Below are 14,768 nucleotides of genomic sequence, written 5' to 3'. Positions count from 1 at the left end.
GTGTCTTCGGTCATGGTCCGGCCGGGGCTCCGGGGGCGGTGCCCCGGCCGGGTTCCCCCGTACAACGGACCCCGGCGGAGGACGGTTCAACCGGGGCGGGGGTCAGCTCGCGTCGCGGTAGACGCGACCGCCGGCGTTGGCCGTCGCTCCGTCGTAGAGGCCGGTCGGGCTGGTCACGGTCGAGAGCGTGAACCACGCGTAGCGCTCCACGAAGTCCAGGCCGTCCAGCATCGTCGTCGACGACCTGATGAAGTCGGTCTGCTCCTGCTCGCCGGGATAGCGGGGTGTGGCCCCGGAGAAGTCGATCAGGCCGTACTCGGTCAGCCAGATCGGCTTGTGGTAGCGGTCGTGCACGGCCTGGAGGTAACCGCGCAGCTGGTCGGCGGCCGCCGGGCCGAAGTCGGAGCCGTACCAGTGCAGCGGGATGAAGTCCACGCGCAGACCGCGCTGGGCGGCTCCCTGCATGAAGCGGTCCAGCCAGCCGCCGGCCACGTCGGCGCCGCCGGCGACCGCGGGAGCGCCCAGGCGCAGGCCGGTCGCCTCCAGCCGGGGCCACAGGTCGAGCGCCTGCTCGGGAGTCATGGCGGCCTGCTTCGGCGAGTCCGGCTCGTTGAAGCCGAGCAGTTCCCTGCCTTCCGCCGCGGCCCGGCCCAGTTCGGTGTCGTTGACCGAGCCGGGGCCCCAGATCATCGGGACGTAGTCGACACCGGCCGGCCTGGTGACGGCACCGGTGGAGGACGCCCAGTTGAAGTACCAGGACGCGCCGGAATCCGCCAGCGCCTGGGAGGCCCCGTCGACCGGGTTGAGGCTGACGCCCTTGCGGCCGGCGGCCGGGGTCTCCTTGCCGGGGCCCGGCGGGGCCGTGGTCGCGGGGTCGGTCGGGGCGGCGGCGCCGGTCCCGAAGGCGACGGTCAGGCCGGCGCACCTGGTGCACTGGTACATGACCTTGTTGCCGGGCTCGGCGTCCTGCCTGGACCAGGCGTACGCGGTGGGGCACTTCTGGTTGATCATGTCGCTGTAGGGGGTCTTCGCGTCCCGGTCCGGGTTGACGCACACCAGCGGCGCGCCCGTGCCCGCGTCCTTGACGAGGTCGTCGGCCGGACAGCCGGACAGCAGGTCCTCCGCGCAGCCCGCGACCGCGCACGCCCCGGTCGGCGGCGGTGCCTCGCCGTCGGGCGTGATGGTGACGGGCGCGGCGACGGCGTTGACGTAGCTGACGTCGTACCAGGGTGCCAGGGAGTCGGCCGGATCGAAGTTGAACTCGGCCAGTCCCGTGGGCTGTTCACCCGTGGAGCAGTGGTCCGCGAACGGTCCGCAGTCACCGACGGCACAGTGGAACGTACTGCCCTCCTCGCCGCCGCATCCCTGGCGGGCGAAGAAGGTGCCGCGCCAGTGACCGGCACCCTCGCGCTCGGGGACGGTGAGGGTGGCGGACTGGCCCGGGTCCAGCACCGGCAGGCCGGTGAGCGCGGTCGAACCGTCGGCGTTCACCGTGCTGCCGACCCAGATACGGCCGTCCGTCCTGTTCTGGAGGGTGACGGTGTGCTCGGCGGTGCCGACGTCGGCGGCGGGTCCTTCGTGGAGGCCTCCGCCGCCCGAGCCGTTCCGCTGGATCGCCAGGGCCGTGCCGGTCACACCGACGACGACCAGGAGCAGGGCCAGGAGTAACGAGGTGCGTCTGCGCATAGAGCGTGTGCCTCTCCATCGGGCGGGTGCCGAAGCGGCGACGGGATCGTCGCCGCAGGCACGACGGCCGGGCGGGGGTGGACGGTTCACCGGTGGCGTATGTCAGACCCGTCGCGCCTTCGGGGTGGTCGCGTTCGTGTTCTGTCCGGTGCGCACAGGGGTGGCGACGGGGGTGGAACGTGCGGGGGAGGCGGCATCGCGGGAGGTGGAGGCCGTGTGGGTGGAGGAGATCGAGTCGCGGGCGGCCAGGCGTCCCGCGTCGCTGAGCAGGGGCCGGGGCTCGCCCGTCGCCGCGACCGTGGGACTGGCCAGGGGAGACACCGGCGTCATGGGGCTCGGGAGAGCGTGGGGCAGCGGTGGCGGGCTCCCGGACAGCGGGGCGGTCCCGGCCGCGAGGAAGGCGTGGCCGTCGCTCAGCGGTTCCCGGCCCGGGGCGTCGAAGGCGGTGTCGTTCCCGTCGTGGTGGGCCTGTTCGGCCTCATGGACAGGGGCGGGCGTCCGGCCCAGGGGGAGGGCGGTGACCCTCGCGAGGCTCGCCTCCCGGGCCGCCTGGAAGCCGATCGCGTCACTGAGCTGGTCCTGGCCCGGATTGCGGGAGCTGTCGACGCTCGGGGCGTACCGCGCCCGCCGGGCCCCCTCGAAGGCGAGGCCGTCGCTCATCTCGTTCTCGCCCGGAAACGCGAAACCACCGCCGGTGGACGAGGCGAGCGAGTCCCGCCGGCCGGACGCCGGGCGCTCCCAGAGCGCGCGGACCCGCTGGAACTGCTCCCGGTCCCGGGCCATGATCGAGTTCTGGGCGTCGGTCATGGCCTCGGCGGCGGTGGCCGTCCGCGGTACCTCGCCCGGTGACCGGCCCCGCGTCCGCGGCGGCGGTTCGGCGCTCGGGGGAGCGTTGCGCCGCAGCTCCCTCAGGTAGGCGTTGTTGGCGTACATCGCGACGCTCGGCATGCTCGTGGGGGATGCGTTGTACGCCTTCCTCCACTTCTTCTCGGTTCTGACCAGGTCAAGAACCGCGTCCTCGAAGGCCTCCCGCGCAGGGGGCGGAAGCCGGCTGATCGTCCCTTCGAAGGCTTCCCTCGACGCGTGCGGCGGCTGAGGGGAGGGGGGCTGCCCGGGTGCCCCGCCCGGCATCGCCTGAGCCGGTTCCGGCCCGGTCCGGTCGGACGATCCCTCGGCCTGCGACCCGCCACCGGCCGAGGGAGCTCCGCCTCGCGCCGACGACCGGCCCCTCAAGGTGTCGATGAAGCGGCGCAGCTCGTCCGCAAGTTGGTCCCAGGCGCTTCCCGTGTCCCTCGGGCGCGCCGGGCCGCCGAGCCGCCGGCCTCGCATGGCGTACTCGGTGCTGAGCAGGCCGCGCGCCAGCCGGACTTCGGGGGGATCCGGCCGCGCGATCGGTGCCCTTGCGGCCGGCCGCCTCCCGGCCGGGGAAGCGACGCTGTCATTCGCCACGGTTGCCCCTCATCCCTGTCCGAACCTCGCCCTGCCGGATGTACGCCTTCGAGGCGGCGCGCGGATCACGCCCCGCGCAGCTCGAACCCGCTCGGCAACGGCAGCAGACCGGGAGGCAGCGGGGCCTCGGGGAACCACACGGCGCCGCCCTCGGGAGTCCGCGCGGCGCCGTCGTCGCGGAACGACGGGTCGCTTCCCCGGGGGGACGACGGGGCGCTGTCCTCGCGGGACGGCAGGGAACCGTCCTCGGGGAACCACGGGGCCCCGGCGACCGGTCGCGCGGGGCCGGTCCGAGGGACATGGCCGCCGTCCGCGGCGGACGCGGACCGGCGGCGTTCCAGCAGACCCTGCGACGCGGACCGCCAGGCGTGGGCTGCGGTCATGGCGTACCTCCGATCTCTCGGCTGTGATCCGTCGGCCCGATGCCGACGCCAGTCCGAGGGGAACAACGGACCCGGCGCGCCCGGCGGTTCAACCGGCCGCCCCCAAAAGGGACTTCGGTGTCCCGCGGGCGCGCCGTCAGCCCCGGCGGACCACAGCCTGCCGACGGCGCGGCTTCCGGCAGGACGGCGCCTCCCACGGCCGGGCCCGCGGCGGCACGAGCACGTCGCGGGCCCGGGTGGAGTCCGTCAGCTCCTGCTCGGGCCGGGCTTCTTCTTCTGGTGGGACCCCGTGGTCCCGCCGCTCGGCTTCGGCTTCTTCGGCTTCCCGCTGTGCTTGTGCCCCGACGAACTGCTCTGCGCCGGAGCCTCGGACGGAGGACTGGGGTTCCGTTGGACGGGGGCCAGGGGCGCTCCGAAGTCCGAGGAGGCCGAGCCCGTGCTCGGGGTGCGCTCCTGCGGCCCCGTCGCCGCGGGGGGAGCGGGTTCGTACGACGGGGACGAGGGGGTGTAGTCGTTGGCGTTGACCCGGTTCAGGGGTTCGCCGAACTGGCTGTCGGAGGAGCCGCTGTTGCCACGGTGCGCCTGGGAACTGGGGAAGTAGGACTGACGGTCCACCGAATCGATCTGCGGCGTGGCGCTCATGGTGTACCCGGCGTACGGACCGGGGACCGCTTCGTACGAGCCGCCGCCGTAGGTCTGACGCGGGTTCTGGGTGTCGTAGTGGGAGTCGAAGTACGAGGACCCGCCGGTGCCGTACTCCTCACCGGGCGACACCGCCAGGCTCATGTTGGACATGGTCGTCGAGAGCGGATTGTCGATCCCGTAGTCCGGGGTCTCGAAGTGCGGCGCCGGGCCGCCGGTGGGTGTGTAGCCGCTGAACATCTGGCCCCCGGTGGGAAGCTGATGGCGGGCGTTCGACATGTACAGGCTCTGCTCGCTGCTCAGCGTGTTCACCGGGACCAGGTACTCGCCGGACCCGTGGCTGGAGGTCGTCGTCCCCGTCTGGAAGGACTCCCTCACCGTGTTTCCGGCCGGGAGCCGCGGGTCGGAGCCCGATGAACGGCTCGACGCGCTCCCTAGCGCGTCCTGCGCGGAGGCGAGGGCCTGGAGCCTGTCCTCCAGCGTCTGGGCGGCCGACGGCGCGGCGGGCCAGTTCTGGCCGGACTGCGAACTCTGCGAGGGATGACGCTGCCATCCCGCGATCTGCTCACGGGTCGCCGTGCTGTGCGGGAACTCCTCGCCCGCGCCCGTCATGAAGACGACTTCGTCGGGGTTCCTGTTCGCGTTGTCGAGGATGGTCCTGAAACCGTCGAGCGACTGCTGGAGTCCCTGTCGGTTCCTGAGTATGGAGCGTGCCACCTGCTGGGTCTGATACTCCCGGCCCTGTTCCGCGAGGTACGAGGGCGTCCGGTCGAGAGGCATCACCTGGTCCCAGGAGTTCTGGGACCGGACCGTGTACGTGCCGACCTCGTCCAGCACCGCCGTCTGCTGGTTCCGCCGCCGTACGTGGAAGGTCACGCCATCGACCTCCCCCCGCGCCATCTTGTTCAGCAGTTCGGGCATCTCGATCGTCTTCAGCACGCTGTTCTCGTCCACCCCGCGGTAGACGTCCGCGTGGACCATTCCGCGGGAATGGCCCATGAAGGTCTGGGACGACTGGCCCCACATGTAGTTCAACGAGGGCGAGGACGACCCGCGGTCGTGTCCCGTCTCCAGCCCGTCGAGGATCGCCGCCCCGGGGGTGCTCTCCAGCGTCCTTCCGTTGTTGAACTCCGCCCTCAGCTCCGCCGGCATCCCGGTCGTCTTCGACCACGCGCCGGTGTTCCTGACGTGGTCGGCGCCCGCCTCCACCAGGGCGTCGGCCCATTTGCGGGGCTTGCTGTAGGCACTCTTGCTCTGGTTGTCCAGCCACCAGCGCGCCCGGACCGCGAAGGCGCCCTGCTTGTCCAGCTCACGCACCAGGTCGTGGACCACCTGGGTGTTCGCCGCGGGCTGCCGTCCCGCGTTGATCTCGCGCCCCTCGAACCTCACCTGGTCGTAGAAGGCGGTCATGGCGGCGTGGAGGGCGGGATTGTCCGCCTGCCGCAGACCCCGGTAGCGGTTCAGACGTTCGAAGGATTTGTCTCGCCCGCGCCGGAATTTGGATTCGCTGAAAGCCATCGCGGTCTTCCCTTTCTGCCCGACGAGCAGCCGCCGTCCACCCGCACCGCGGATCGAACGGGGGTGGGACCGACGAGTGCTCACGTGATCGTGTGCGGTTGCCCGGGGGCGGATCCCACCGCCCTGTCCGTCTTCGGGCCTGTCCGTCTTCGAGGTAACAACGGCAGGCGCCGGACCACGGTTCACCGGGGAATCGCCGCATCCGTGAACCCCGTACGACAGGCGTGCGTTGTGGTGACCGGACGGGACCCGGACCTCGTTGTTCCGGGGGTTCCCGGCCACTGTCCGACGCGGCTCTCACCGAACACCAGGAAGGAGCGCCATGACGGTTCAGACGCCCGACGCCGAGCAGGTGACCGCAGCGCCCCCGGAACCTTCCCCGGAATCCGCCGCTCAGGCGCCGCCGGAAAGTCAGCCACCGCCCCCCGCGCCGAAGTTCATCCTCTATCTGGAGGCGCCGGAGTACGGCCGGGCACTGCGGCAGCTCACCCTGTGGGTGCACCACGTGCTGCTGCCGGTCTACGGCCGGGAGGTCACCTCCATGGCTCCCTGGTGCTCGCGCTGGTGGGAGCATCCGGAGGCGGTGGCCCAGCTCCACGGGCTGTGGCTCGCCTGGGGCGAGATGAGCGACACCGGCTCCGAGTCGGGACCGAGCGGGCCGGCGAGCTGGCACCGGGACTTCCTGGGTCCGATCATGCAGAACCTGCGGGACCCGTCGGGTGTGTTCGCCGGCTGCAAGCCCGGCTCGCACCGCGCGAAGGAGGTTCCCGCCGTCGACGCGATCGACCCGTTCGGACCGCCGCCGGGACCGCCGCCGGCCCAGGGCTGACGGACCCGCTCCGGGCGCCGCGACGGGGCGGACGCCGCCTGCCGCGGCACGAGGGGCGGACCACGGCGGTCCGCCCCTCGTCCTCGTCCGTCCTCTTCCCGGCTTCCCGCCCGCGTCGGCGGTCAGGCGTCCGGCCGGACCACCCCGAGGATCTCCATCGACGCGGCCGGGGAGACGTACACCCAGCGGCCGGGGCGCGGAGCCTGGATGATCCTTCCGCCGCCGATGTAGAGGGCGACGTGGCTGGCGTCGGAGAAGTAGATGATGAGGTCGCCGGGCCGCATGTCCTCGATGGGCACGTGCTTCAGCTGCCGCCACTGCTCCTCCGAGGTGCGGGGGATCGGGTGGCCCGCCGCGAGCCAGGCCTGCGAGGTCAGGCCGGAGCAGTCGTAGGAGTCGGGGCCCTCGGCTCCCCACACGTAGGGCTTGCCGAGCTGGCGGGTGGCGAACGCGATCGCCTTCCGCCCGGCCGGGGTGGCCGCGGTGCCGACCTTCTTCAGGATGCCGGTGCCCACCCACTTCGCCTGGGCCTCGTCCGCCTCCTTCTTCTCCAGCGCCGCGATCCGTTCGACCTCCTTCTTCTCCAGCCGCGACTCCAGGCTCTTCGCGTCGGCGATGTGCCCCTCGATCGCCTTCCGCTCGGTGTCGCGGGCGCCGCGGCTGGCCCGCAGCCGCTTCAGCTCGGCCGCGGCCTCCTCGGTGCGGGAGCCCAGGTCCTCGCGGGTGGCGCTCAGGGCGGTCAGCACCCCCTGCGTGGCCTGCTGCGCCTGCCGCGCCAAGGAGGCGTCGTCCAGGGCGCGTTCGGGGTTGTCGGAGAGGGCGAACTGCATCTCGGCGGGCAGGCTGTCCCCCCGGTACTGGGCGCGGGCCGCCGCGCCCGCGAGCGAGGTGAGCCGGCCCAGCCGCGTCTCGGCCGCCCGGATCCGGGACCGCAGCGACCGGACGCGCTTCTCCTGCTCGGTCACCTTCTCGTCGGCCGCGTCGTACTTGTTCGTGGCGACCTCCGCGTCGTGGTACAGCCGGTCGAGTTCGGCGCGTACCTCGGGGAGGGTGCCGGGATCGGCCCGGGCCGGCTGCGGGGCCGTCGCCGTCAGGGCGAGGGCCAGGGTGACGGTCGCCGCCGTCCGCCGGCCGTGTGCGCGCAGGGTCCGTCTCATCAGTGCCGAGGCTCCTTCCGTGGGCGTCGCATGAGCTGTGCGGGTGCGGGGTCGTTCCCACAACGGGGCTCCGGCGTCCGGTGGTTCAAAGCACGGGTATGAACCGGTGGGACGCGCGCCCCGTTGTGCGTCCAGGTGCGGTCGGCGGACGAAGGGAGCGGTATGGGCGCGGAGTTGGTGCTGCTGGCGCTGAGCACGGGGTTCGGCCTCGGCTTTCTTGCGCTGGCGACACGGTCGGCGCTGGGGGCCCTGAAGCTGTCGCTGCGCGGACGGCGGGTCATGGGCCGGGTGACGCCCCGCGGCGCCTCGGACCCGCGGTGGGGCGGGCTCGTGGTCTTCCCCGACCAGCTGGGGCGGGGGCTGGTCCTCGACCCGGGATGGCGGGGGCCGCTGTGCGGGCTGCCGCCGGTCGGCGGCAGCGTGCCCGTGGTCTACGCGCGGAACCGGCCCGCCACGGCCCGGCTGTGGACGCTGCGGTATCTGCTGGCGCCGTCCTTCGGCTGGTTCCTGTCCTCGACGCTGGCCTTCGGCGCCGGTGTCGTGGTCTCCTCGTGAGCCGGGGCCGGGCCGCGCCGGGGGACACCGGGGACGGGTCCGGCGGCCCCGGGCGGGTCGACGAGCTCGACGTGCTGCGCGGCTTCGCCCTGTTCGGCATCCTGCTCGTCAACGCCCAGCTGATGGCGGGCCCCTACACGGCGTTCGGCGGCGGTCCCGGGGCCTCGGCCGCGGACCGGGCGGCCGCGTGGGCGGTGACCGCGACGACCACCGTCTACCAGCTCTTCTCCTTCCTGTTCGGCTACAGCTTCGTCCTGCACCGGCGGGCCGCCCGGCGGACGGGCGCGGTGTTCCCCGCGCTCCATCTGCGGCGTACGGCGGGCCTGTTCGGCCTCGGCCTCGCGCACGCCGTGCTGCTGTACCCCGGCGACATCCTCATGACGTACGCCGCCCTCGGGCTGGTCCTGTACGGGCTGCGCGACCTCACGCCCCGGGCCGCCGTGCGCCTCGCCGTCGCGCTGGTGGCGGGACTCGCCGTCCTGCTGCTGGGGTACGGGCTGCTGACCGTCGCCCTCACCGAACCGCTCACCCCGTCCGCGTACGCGCCCCGGGTCGCGGACACGGTGGCGGCCTACCGGGGCGGCGCCCTGTCGGTGGTGGGGGCGCATCTGCGCGAGCTGCCCACCGCGCTCGGCGCCAATCTGATGTACGCCCCGGACATGCTGGCCGCGTTCCTGGCGGGACTCGCGGCGGCCGGGACGGGACTGGTGGAGCGGCGCGGCCGGGACCGGCGGTGGCTGCGGCGGACCCTCGCACGGTGGCTTCCGGTCGGCCTGGCCGGCGGTGTCGTCACCGCCTGCTGCGCGAACGGGCCGCTGGACAGCCGGTGGTTCCTGGTCGGCCACGCGGTGTCGTTGCTCACCGCGCCGGCCCTCACGGCGTCGTACGCGTGCGCGGTGCTGCTGCTGGCCGGTGCCGTGCGCCCGGTGGCGGACCTGCTCGCCGCCTCCGGGCGCATGGCGCTCAGCCAGTACCTCACCCAGTCGCTCCTCCTGGCCCTGGTGTTCACCGGCTACGGCCTCGGACTCTACGACCGGGTCGGCACCGCCCTCGTCCTCGCGGGCTGCGTTCCGCTGTACGGCCTCCAACTGGCCGTCGGCGCCCGGCTGATGAGCCGGGTCCGGTACGCGCCCGCCGAACTGCTGCTGCGCACGCTCACGCTGGCGCGGCGTCCCGGCCGGGCGCCGGCTTGCCCAGACTCACCCCCGGCAGCGCACGTTCCGCGGCCCGCCGCGTGATCGCCGCCGTCTCCTCCTTCGCCGCCGCCGAGATGGCTCCCGCCCCGGGCTCCTTGTACCAGGGGCGGAGCCGGATCAGGGCGGGCCTGACGCCGGTCGCGAGGAGCAGCGCGGTCCCCTTCGGCAGCGCGCGGATCCGGTCGGGCGGCAGGACGGCCTCCTGGCGGTAGGAGTACGAGCGTGACGTGCCGTCCTTGCTGCGGGAGACGCTCGGGGTGCGGACGTCGTGCTGGCCGACGAGGGTGGAGATCTTCTGGACGAAGTCGGCGTCGTCCAGGCCCGCGCCGAGGAGCTTGACGGTCGCCGCGCTCCACAGCGCGTCCATGCCGACCTCGCCCCACACCCGGGCACCCTGCCGGTAACTCTGGAGCAGGGTCACGACGTTGATGCCGCGGGAGCCGAAGTGCGAGTAGAGGTCGGGGAGATCGGAGATGCGGCATACGTTCGCCGCCTCGTCGAGCACCGCGGTCAGCGGCGGGTCGAGGCGTCCGCCCATGCGCTCGGCGGCCACGACCCCGGCCCGCATGGTCGCGTCCGCGAGGCCCGCGATGACACCGGCCGCGGAACCGCCGCCGTCCTTGGAGAGCAGGTAGAGGGTGTCGTTGCCGAGGACGTGCCGGTCGGGACGGAACTCGGGCAGGTCGGGGTCGGGGGTGACCCAGGCGAGGATCTCGGGGTCGAGGAGGCAGGAGACGGTCTGCCGGGCGGTCTCGTAGATCCCGTCCCGTGTCTCCACCGCGCCCCGCACCGTGCCCTGCAACTGCTCGGCCATCGCGACGAGTCCGACCTCGCGGAGCAGGTCGATCGGGGTGCGGTCGGCGGGGTCGGCGAGCCAGCCGAGGAGGTCGGTCAGCGGGGTCCGGCCGCGGGCGGCGGCGAGGAAGAGCGCGGTGAGCGTGTTCTGGGCGGCCGAGATCCAGAAGTCCTTCTTCGCGGTGTCGTCGTTGACGGACGCGACGAAGTGGCCGGCCATCCGGCGGGCGCCCTCGATGGTGTGGCACTCGCCGAGGATGTTCCACCACATCGCGCGCGGGGTGTGGGCGATGCCCTGCGGGTCGAACGTCCAGACCGTGCCCGCCTTCGCGCGTTCGGCGCGGGTGACGGAGTACACGTCGGACTTGTTGGACGTGAGCAGGACGGCGCCCTGGGCGCGCAGCACCCGGGGCACGGCGATCCCGGTCGACTTGCCGGCGCGGGGCGCCATGAGGTCGAGCTCCACGTCCTCGTAACTGCTGCGCAGTTCGGGGCCCTTGGGCTCCAGGTCGCCGAGGAGGTTGCCGGTCTCGTCCGGGTGCACCTGGTCGCGGCCCTTGAGGCCGGGGCGCAGCTCGCGGGCTCGGGCCTCGATGCCCTTGGGGCACATGGCGGCCAGTTCACGCCGTCCGGCCAGGCCCTTGGGGCGGGCGGAACGGTCCATGAAGAGGCGTACGAGGAGGGCGACGGGCAGCACGAGGAGGGCCAGCAGGCCGAGCATGCCCGCGTAGACGGCGGCGGCCGGCGCGGTGGGCCACAGCGCGGCCGGTCCGTCGGTGACCAGACGGGTGACGGTGGACAGGGCGTACGGCGGGGCGGCCCAGCCGTTGCCGGAGAGCCCGGACCCGAGGGTGCCGCCGGACCAGGCGACGGTGAACACCAGCAGTCCGGTGCCGGCGACGGCGACGACCGCCCACGGCAGCAGGTCGTGCGGGTCGCTCCCGCTGCGGCCGCCCCTCACGCGGTCCACCGCCCGGCCGCCGCCTCGGAGCCGGGGGCCGCGGGGGTGCCGGGGGCGCCGGGGAGTCCGTGGAGGCCCTCCCGCGCTGCCCGTGCCACCTGTTCGGCGGCGCGGGCGGCGGCCTTCTCGACGGCTTCGTCGTTGGGCGTCCAGCGGGTGTTGGTGTTGTGCAGCCGGCGTTCCGCGTCGGTGATGGCGACCTTGATGGGGATGCCGGGCCGGCCGCCGACCTTGATGAGGAAGCGGCCGCGGCCCGGCGGTTCCTCGTTGTCGCCGTTGACGCCCCAGCCGGGCGGCGACGACCAGGACGACACGAGTTCGATCTCGCGCCGGGACAGGCCGACGACCTTGCCGAGGTCCTCCATCTCCGTCTTCGGCAGTCCGGCGCACACCACCATCCCGGCGCGCTCGACGAAGCCGCGGGCCTTGGCGCGGTCGGCGTCGGTGCCGAGCGCCTCGGCGTCCTTGAGGGTGTGGGTGATCTTGGCGTCGCCGAGGCCGAGCGAGCGGTTCAGCCGGGTGAGCGCGTCGATGCGGTCGACGATGCCGGAGGCGGCGCGCAGCGGGCGCCACAGTTCGTCGAGGACGGTGAAGAACCAGCGTCTGGGCGCGAGTCCGGCGTCCGCGAGGGCGTGCGAGGCGGCGACCGTGCCGAGTCCGTCGGACCAGGCGGCGAGCATCGCGGCGGCGGTCAGCTGGGTGTCGGCCTCGCCGATGCCGGAGATGTCGATGCACACGGCGGGGGCGTCGGGGTCGATCCGGGTGGACGTCTCGGAGGCGAACGTGTCGCCGAGCGGGCCGTCGAGGATGCCGAGCAGGGAGCGGTGCAGCGGGTCGACGGCGTCGCGGTAGCGGGCGTCGTCACCCCGGTCGAGGGTGACCGCGCGGACCCGGGGCGGGCCCTCGGTCAGCACCCGCAGCACGTCGGGCAGCAGCACCGCCCGGCCTTCGGGGGTCCGTTCGCGCAGATGGTGCAGGACGGCGGAGAGCACGGACTGCTCGTGGTCGTCCATGGGGCGGCCGCGGACGATGGTGATGAGGGCGGCGACCATGTTCAGCACACGGCCGTGGGCCTCGGCCTTCAGGACCTCTCCGGCCTCGCCGCCGATCTTCGCGGCGGCCTCGCCCATGGCGCCGGGGTCGAGGACGTTGATGCCGCCCCGGCCGCGGCCGATGGAGATGACCTGGCCGCCGAGCGCGCGGACGGTGTCGGCGTAGTCGGGCTTGAGGTCGCCGAGGACGAGCGGGACGACACCGGTGGCGGCGAGCCCGATCAGCATGCGGTTGATCAGGGTGGACTTGCCCAGGCCCGGCATGCCGAGCATGAACAGGGAGGGGTTGGAGATGTAGCGGGCCCGGGTGAACCAGTTCAGCGGGTCGCCGCAGACGGTGGCGCCGGTGAACAGATGCTGCCCGAGCGGCACTCCGGTCATGGGCGACCCGGAACCGGCGGCGAAGGGCCACATGCCGCATGCCTGCACGGTGGTGGCCCGCCACATGGTGGGCGGATCCATGTAGCCGACGCGCCCGCCGCCCACGCCGTACCAGCCGCGGTGCGGCACGAACAGTTCCCGGGGCTTCGCCGGAGCCTTGGACGCCCGCTTCGAGGCCTCCTTCTCCGCTCCCTTCGCCGACCCCTCGGCCGCTCCCTTCGAGGCGCCCCGGGAGGCCCCCGCCGTCGGGCCGCCCGTGGGACCGCCGGACCGTCCGGACGCCGGACCGGCCGTGCCGGAGCGGCCCCCGGTCACGGCCGTGAGCATCTGCCGCTCCTCGGCCAGCCGGTCCGCGCGTTCGGCCTGCTTCTGCTCGCGCCGGCTCACAGCGCCTCCTGGAGTTCGTGCGGGACGAGGGTCTGCTCCCAGGGGAGGATCCCGGCGGGCAGGGTGCAGCTGAACGCCGCCGCCTGCATCCGGTCGGCGGGCCGCATCAGCACCCGGGACGCGGCCGTCAGATTGCGGACGGTGACGCTGGCGTCCGCCAGCTCCTCCAGGTTGTCGACGGTGACCGTGAGCATCAGGGAGAACTCCACGAGCCCGGCGCCCGAGGCCTCCTCGGCGGCGGTCTGCTCCGCCGCCCTCACCTCGGAGGCCGCGCGGGCCTGCACCATGCCCTTGCCGGACGAGGCCATGAACTGGGCGCTGCGCCGGTCCGCCTCGACGATGCGGGCCGAGGTGGCGGGGTCGATGGGCCGGTAGACCAGGGCGACCCGCTTGCGCCGGGTGCCGGGGGCCGCCTCCAGCATGCCCCGCAGCACCGAGGAGCGGATGGTGCCGCGCGGCGCCAAGGTCAGCATCCAGGTCCGGGAGACACCGGAGTCGTGCTGGTAGCTGTTCACCGTCTCGACGGCGGCCGCGGGACCGGCGTCGTCCCACTCCAGGCCCGTACCGCCCTCCTGGGCGCGGGCGTTGAGGACGTCGGCGGCGACGGCGGGGTCGTAGGCGACCCGGACGACCTCGGCGATCCGCTCGGCCGACAGCGGGTAGGCGGCACCGCCGCCGGCCGCGACGAGCCCGCTGAGCAGGCCCGGGATCCGGATGGCGAGATCGGAGATCACGTCGTCCTTCTTGCGCCGCTGGCCCGGCGGGACGCCGTAGGTCAGGGTGACGTACGTGTGCATCTCGGAGGACGCGCTGGGGTACCGCTCGACGACCTCCTCCATGACCGCGCGGGCGGCCGGCGGGGCGTCCGGGTGGATGCGGGGCAGCACCTCGTGGGCGAGCCGGGTGCCCGGGTCGGGGGCGGTCTCCACGATCACCGTGGCACCGCGCAGCCCCGGTTCGTGGGCCAGCCGCGCCAGCCACTCGCCCCACAGCGCGACCCACACGTCGACCTGGTCCGGGTCGATGAGCGAGCCGCCGTCGGGGTCGCAGCCCAGGACGATCGTGTACAGGTTGCGGACCGGGTGGTGCAGGACGCCGAAGGGACGGTCGTAGGCGTCCCTGCCCTCGGTCGCGCTGACCTTGTTGAGCAGGCCCGGCGGGCGGAACCGGCCGCCGGGCCGGGCGGACAGCGGGCCGGACACGTACAGGTGCGCGCCCTTCGCCTTGCGGCGCCACCAGCCGATGCGCAGGGTGATCAGCTGGTAGACGTTGCGCCCGTCCTGGGTGCGGACGGCGAGCGGCACCAGGAACACGACGGTCGGCACGAGCACGACCAGCGCCGCGTACAGGGAGATCAGCGAGGCCAGCAGGGTGACGATGAGCCCGCCGAAGACCCCGAAGGTGCCGACGAGTCCGAGCGGTCCGAGCCCCGGCCGCCTTGGCCTGCGCCAGTTTCCGTAGGTCGGATGGATGACGGCTTCCGTGGACATGGGTCCGGTTTCCCTTCAGGAGGTGACGGGGGTCGGGCGCGGCGGGGTGAGACCGCCGGGTTCCCGCGGGGGGAGCGGGAACCCGGCGGCCGTTCGGGGGGAGAGGGACGAACGGGAGGGGCGGGTCAGGCGAGGGGGGTCACTTGTTGTGGCCCAGTTCGCCGTCGGCGCCCTCGACGGCGCCGGTCACCGTGGAGCCGGCCACCTGTGCCGCGGCCACCGCCGCGAGGACGGCGACTCCCGCGGGTCCGGCGGCCGCCGCCGCGCCGCCCGCCGCCGATGCGCCC

11 protein-coding genes are annotated in these 14,768 nt (G+C 73.6%); 3 read left to right on the top strand and 8 right to left on the bottom strand.

Annotation, left to right across the window (positions count from 1 at the left end; genetic code table 11):
• Positions 1-102 precede the first annotated feature (102 nt).
• The 4 genes from ACFWI4_RS12615 to ACFWI4_RS12600 form a co-directional block, all read right to left on the bottom strand.
• Positions 103-1,686: a glycosyl hydrolase gene (locus ACFWI4_RS12615; protein WP_387194367.1), complete on the bottom strand. Its 1,584-nt coding sequence runs from the start codon at positions 1,684-1,686 to the stop codon at positions 103-105.
• A gap of 102 nt (positions 1,687-1,788) precedes the next feature.
• On the bottom strand, positions 1,789-2,634 hold the full coding sequence (locus tag ACFWI4_RS12610; protein WP_387194364.1) for a hypothetical protein: 846 nt from the start codon (positions 2,632-2,634) through the stop codon (positions 1,789-1,791).
• A 566-nt stretch (positions 2,635-3,200) separates the two neighbouring features.
• A complete protein-coding gene (locus tag ACFWI4_RS12605) occupies positions 3,201-3,518 on the bottom strand; it encodes a hypothetical protein (protein ID WP_387194361.1) in 318 nt (105 codons plus the stop codon).
• Positions 3,519-3,764: 246 nt separating this feature from the next.
• Positions 3,765-5,678 carry a hypothetical protein gene (locus tag ACFWI4_RS12600; protein WP_387194358.1) on the bottom strand — a complete coding sequence of 638 codons (1,914 nt, stop codon included), beginning with the start codon at positions 5,676-5,678 and terminating at the stop codon, positions 3,765-3,767.
• 322 nt (positions 5,679-6,000) lie between these two features.
• Between ACFWI4_RS12600 and ACFWI4_RS12595 the strand changes: the two genes are divergently transcribed.
• Positions 6,001-6,507: a DUF4913 domain-containing protein gene (locus tag ACFWI4_RS12595; protein ID WP_387194355.1), complete on the top strand. Its 507-nt coding sequence runs from the start codon at positions 6,001-6,003 to the stop codon at positions 6,505-6,507.
• Between the two features lie 122 nt (positions 6,508-6,629).
• Here ACFWI4_RS12595 and ACFWI4_RS12590 read toward each other — a convergent pair whose 3' ends face one another.
• Positions 6,630-7,664, bottom strand: coding sequence for an NlpC/P60 family protein (locus ACFWI4_RS12590; RefSeq protein WP_385399442.1), 1,035 nt, complete (start codon positions 7,662-7,664; stop codon positions 6,630-6,632).
• 162 nt (positions 7,665-7,826) lie between these two features.
• On the opposite strand from ACFWI4_RS12590, the gene ACFWI4_RS12585 reads away from it, so the two are divergent.
• Positions 7,827-8,219 carry a hypothetical protein gene (locus ACFWI4_RS12585; protein WP_385399439.1) on the top strand — a complete coding sequence of 131 codons (393 nt, stop codon included), beginning with the start codon at positions 7,827-7,829 and terminating at the stop codon, positions 8,217-8,219.
• Positions 8,216-9,457, top strand: coding sequence for a DUF418 domain-containing protein (locus tag ACFWI4_RS12580; RefSeq protein ID WP_387194351.1), 1,242 nt, complete (start codon positions 8,216-8,218; stop codon positions 9,455-9,457). Before ACFWI4_RS12585 ends, ACFWI4_RS12580 begins: the two co-directional genes overlap by 4 nt.
• Here ACFWI4_RS12580 and ACFWI4_RS12575 read toward each other — a convergent pair.
• The 3 genes from ACFWI4_RS12575 to ACFWI4_RS12565 form a co-directional block, all read right to left on the bottom strand.
• Positions 9,375-11,180 carry a type IV secretory system conjugative DNA transfer family protein gene (locus tag ACFWI4_RS12575; protein ID WP_387194348.1) on the bottom strand — a complete coding sequence of 602 codons (1,806 nt, stop codon included), beginning with the start codon at positions 11,178-11,180 and terminating at the stop codon, positions 9,375-9,377. The genes ACFWI4_RS12580 and ACFWI4_RS12575 overlap by 83 nt on opposite strands.
• The gene (locus ACFWI4_RS12570; protein WP_387194679.1) at positions 11,168-12,685 is read right to left on the bottom strand and encodes an ATP/GTP-binding protein; all 1,518 of its coding nucleotides are present in this window, start codon (positions 12,683-12,685) and stop codon (positions 11,168-11,170) included. Before ACFWI4_RS12570 ends, ACFWI4_RS12575 begins: the two co-directional genes overlap by 13 nt.
• A 302-nt stretch (positions 12,686-12,987) precedes the next feature.
• Positions 12,988-14,481 (bottom strand): SCO6880 family protein, encoded by a 1,494-nt coding sequence (locus ACFWI4_RS12565; RefSeq protein WP_385399431.1) that lies wholly within the window; start codon positions 14,479-14,481, stop codon positions 12,988-12,990.
• Between the last annotated feature and the right edge of the window lie 287 nt (positions 14,482-14,768).

The organism is Streptomyces sp. NPDC127038, assembly GCF_042725875.1.
Lineage (GTDB): Bacteria > Actinomycetota > Actinomycetes > Streptomycetales > Streptomycetaceae > Streptomyces.
Note: the sequence above shows the minus strand (reverse complement) of the source record. Positions and strands in the feature narration are given on the sequence as shown.

What these genes read in the sequence shown, in the direction of transcription:
- ACFWI4_RS12605 (WP_387194361.1), bottom strand. Translation starts at nt 3,518, where the DNA reads ATGACCGCAGCCCACGCCTGGCGGTCCGCGTCGCAGGGTCTGCTGGAA.
- ACFWI4_RS12565 (WP_385399431.1), bottom strand. Translation starts at nt 14,481, where the DNA reads ATGTCCACGGAAGCCGTCATCCATCCGACCTACGGAAACTGGCGCAGG.
- ACFWI4_RS12595 (WP_387194355.1), top strand. Translation starts at nt 6,001, where the DNA reads ATGACGGTTCAGACGCCCGACGCCGAGCAGGTGACCGCAGCGCCCCCG.
- ACFWI4_RS12615 (WP_387194367.1), bottom strand. Translation starts at nt 1,686, where the DNA reads ATGCGCAGACGCACCTCGTTACTCCTGGCCCTGCTCCTGGTCGTCGTC.
- ACFWI4_RS12585 (WP_385399439.1), top strand. Translation starts at nt 7,827, where the DNA reads ATGGGCGCGGAGTTGGTGCTGCTGGCGCTGAGCACGGGGTTCGGCCTC.
- ACFWI4_RS12600 (WP_387194358.1), bottom strand. Translation starts at nt 5,678, where the DNA reads ATGGCTTTCAGCGAATCCAAATTCCGGCGCGGGCGAGACAAATCCTTC.
- ACFWI4_RS12570 (WP_387194679.1), bottom strand. Translation starts at nt 12,685, where the DNA reads ATGGATCCGCCCACCATGTGGCGGGCCACCACCGTGCAGGCATGCGGC.
- ACFWI4_RS12610 (WP_387194364.1), bottom strand. Translation starts at nt 2,634, where the DNA reads ATGCCGAGCGTCGCGATGTACGCCAACAACGCCTACCTGAGGGAGCTG.
- ACFWI4_RS12590 (WP_385399442.1), bottom strand. Translation starts at nt 7,664, where the DNA reads ATGAGACGGACCCTGCGCGCACACGGCCGGCGGACGGCGGCGACCGTC.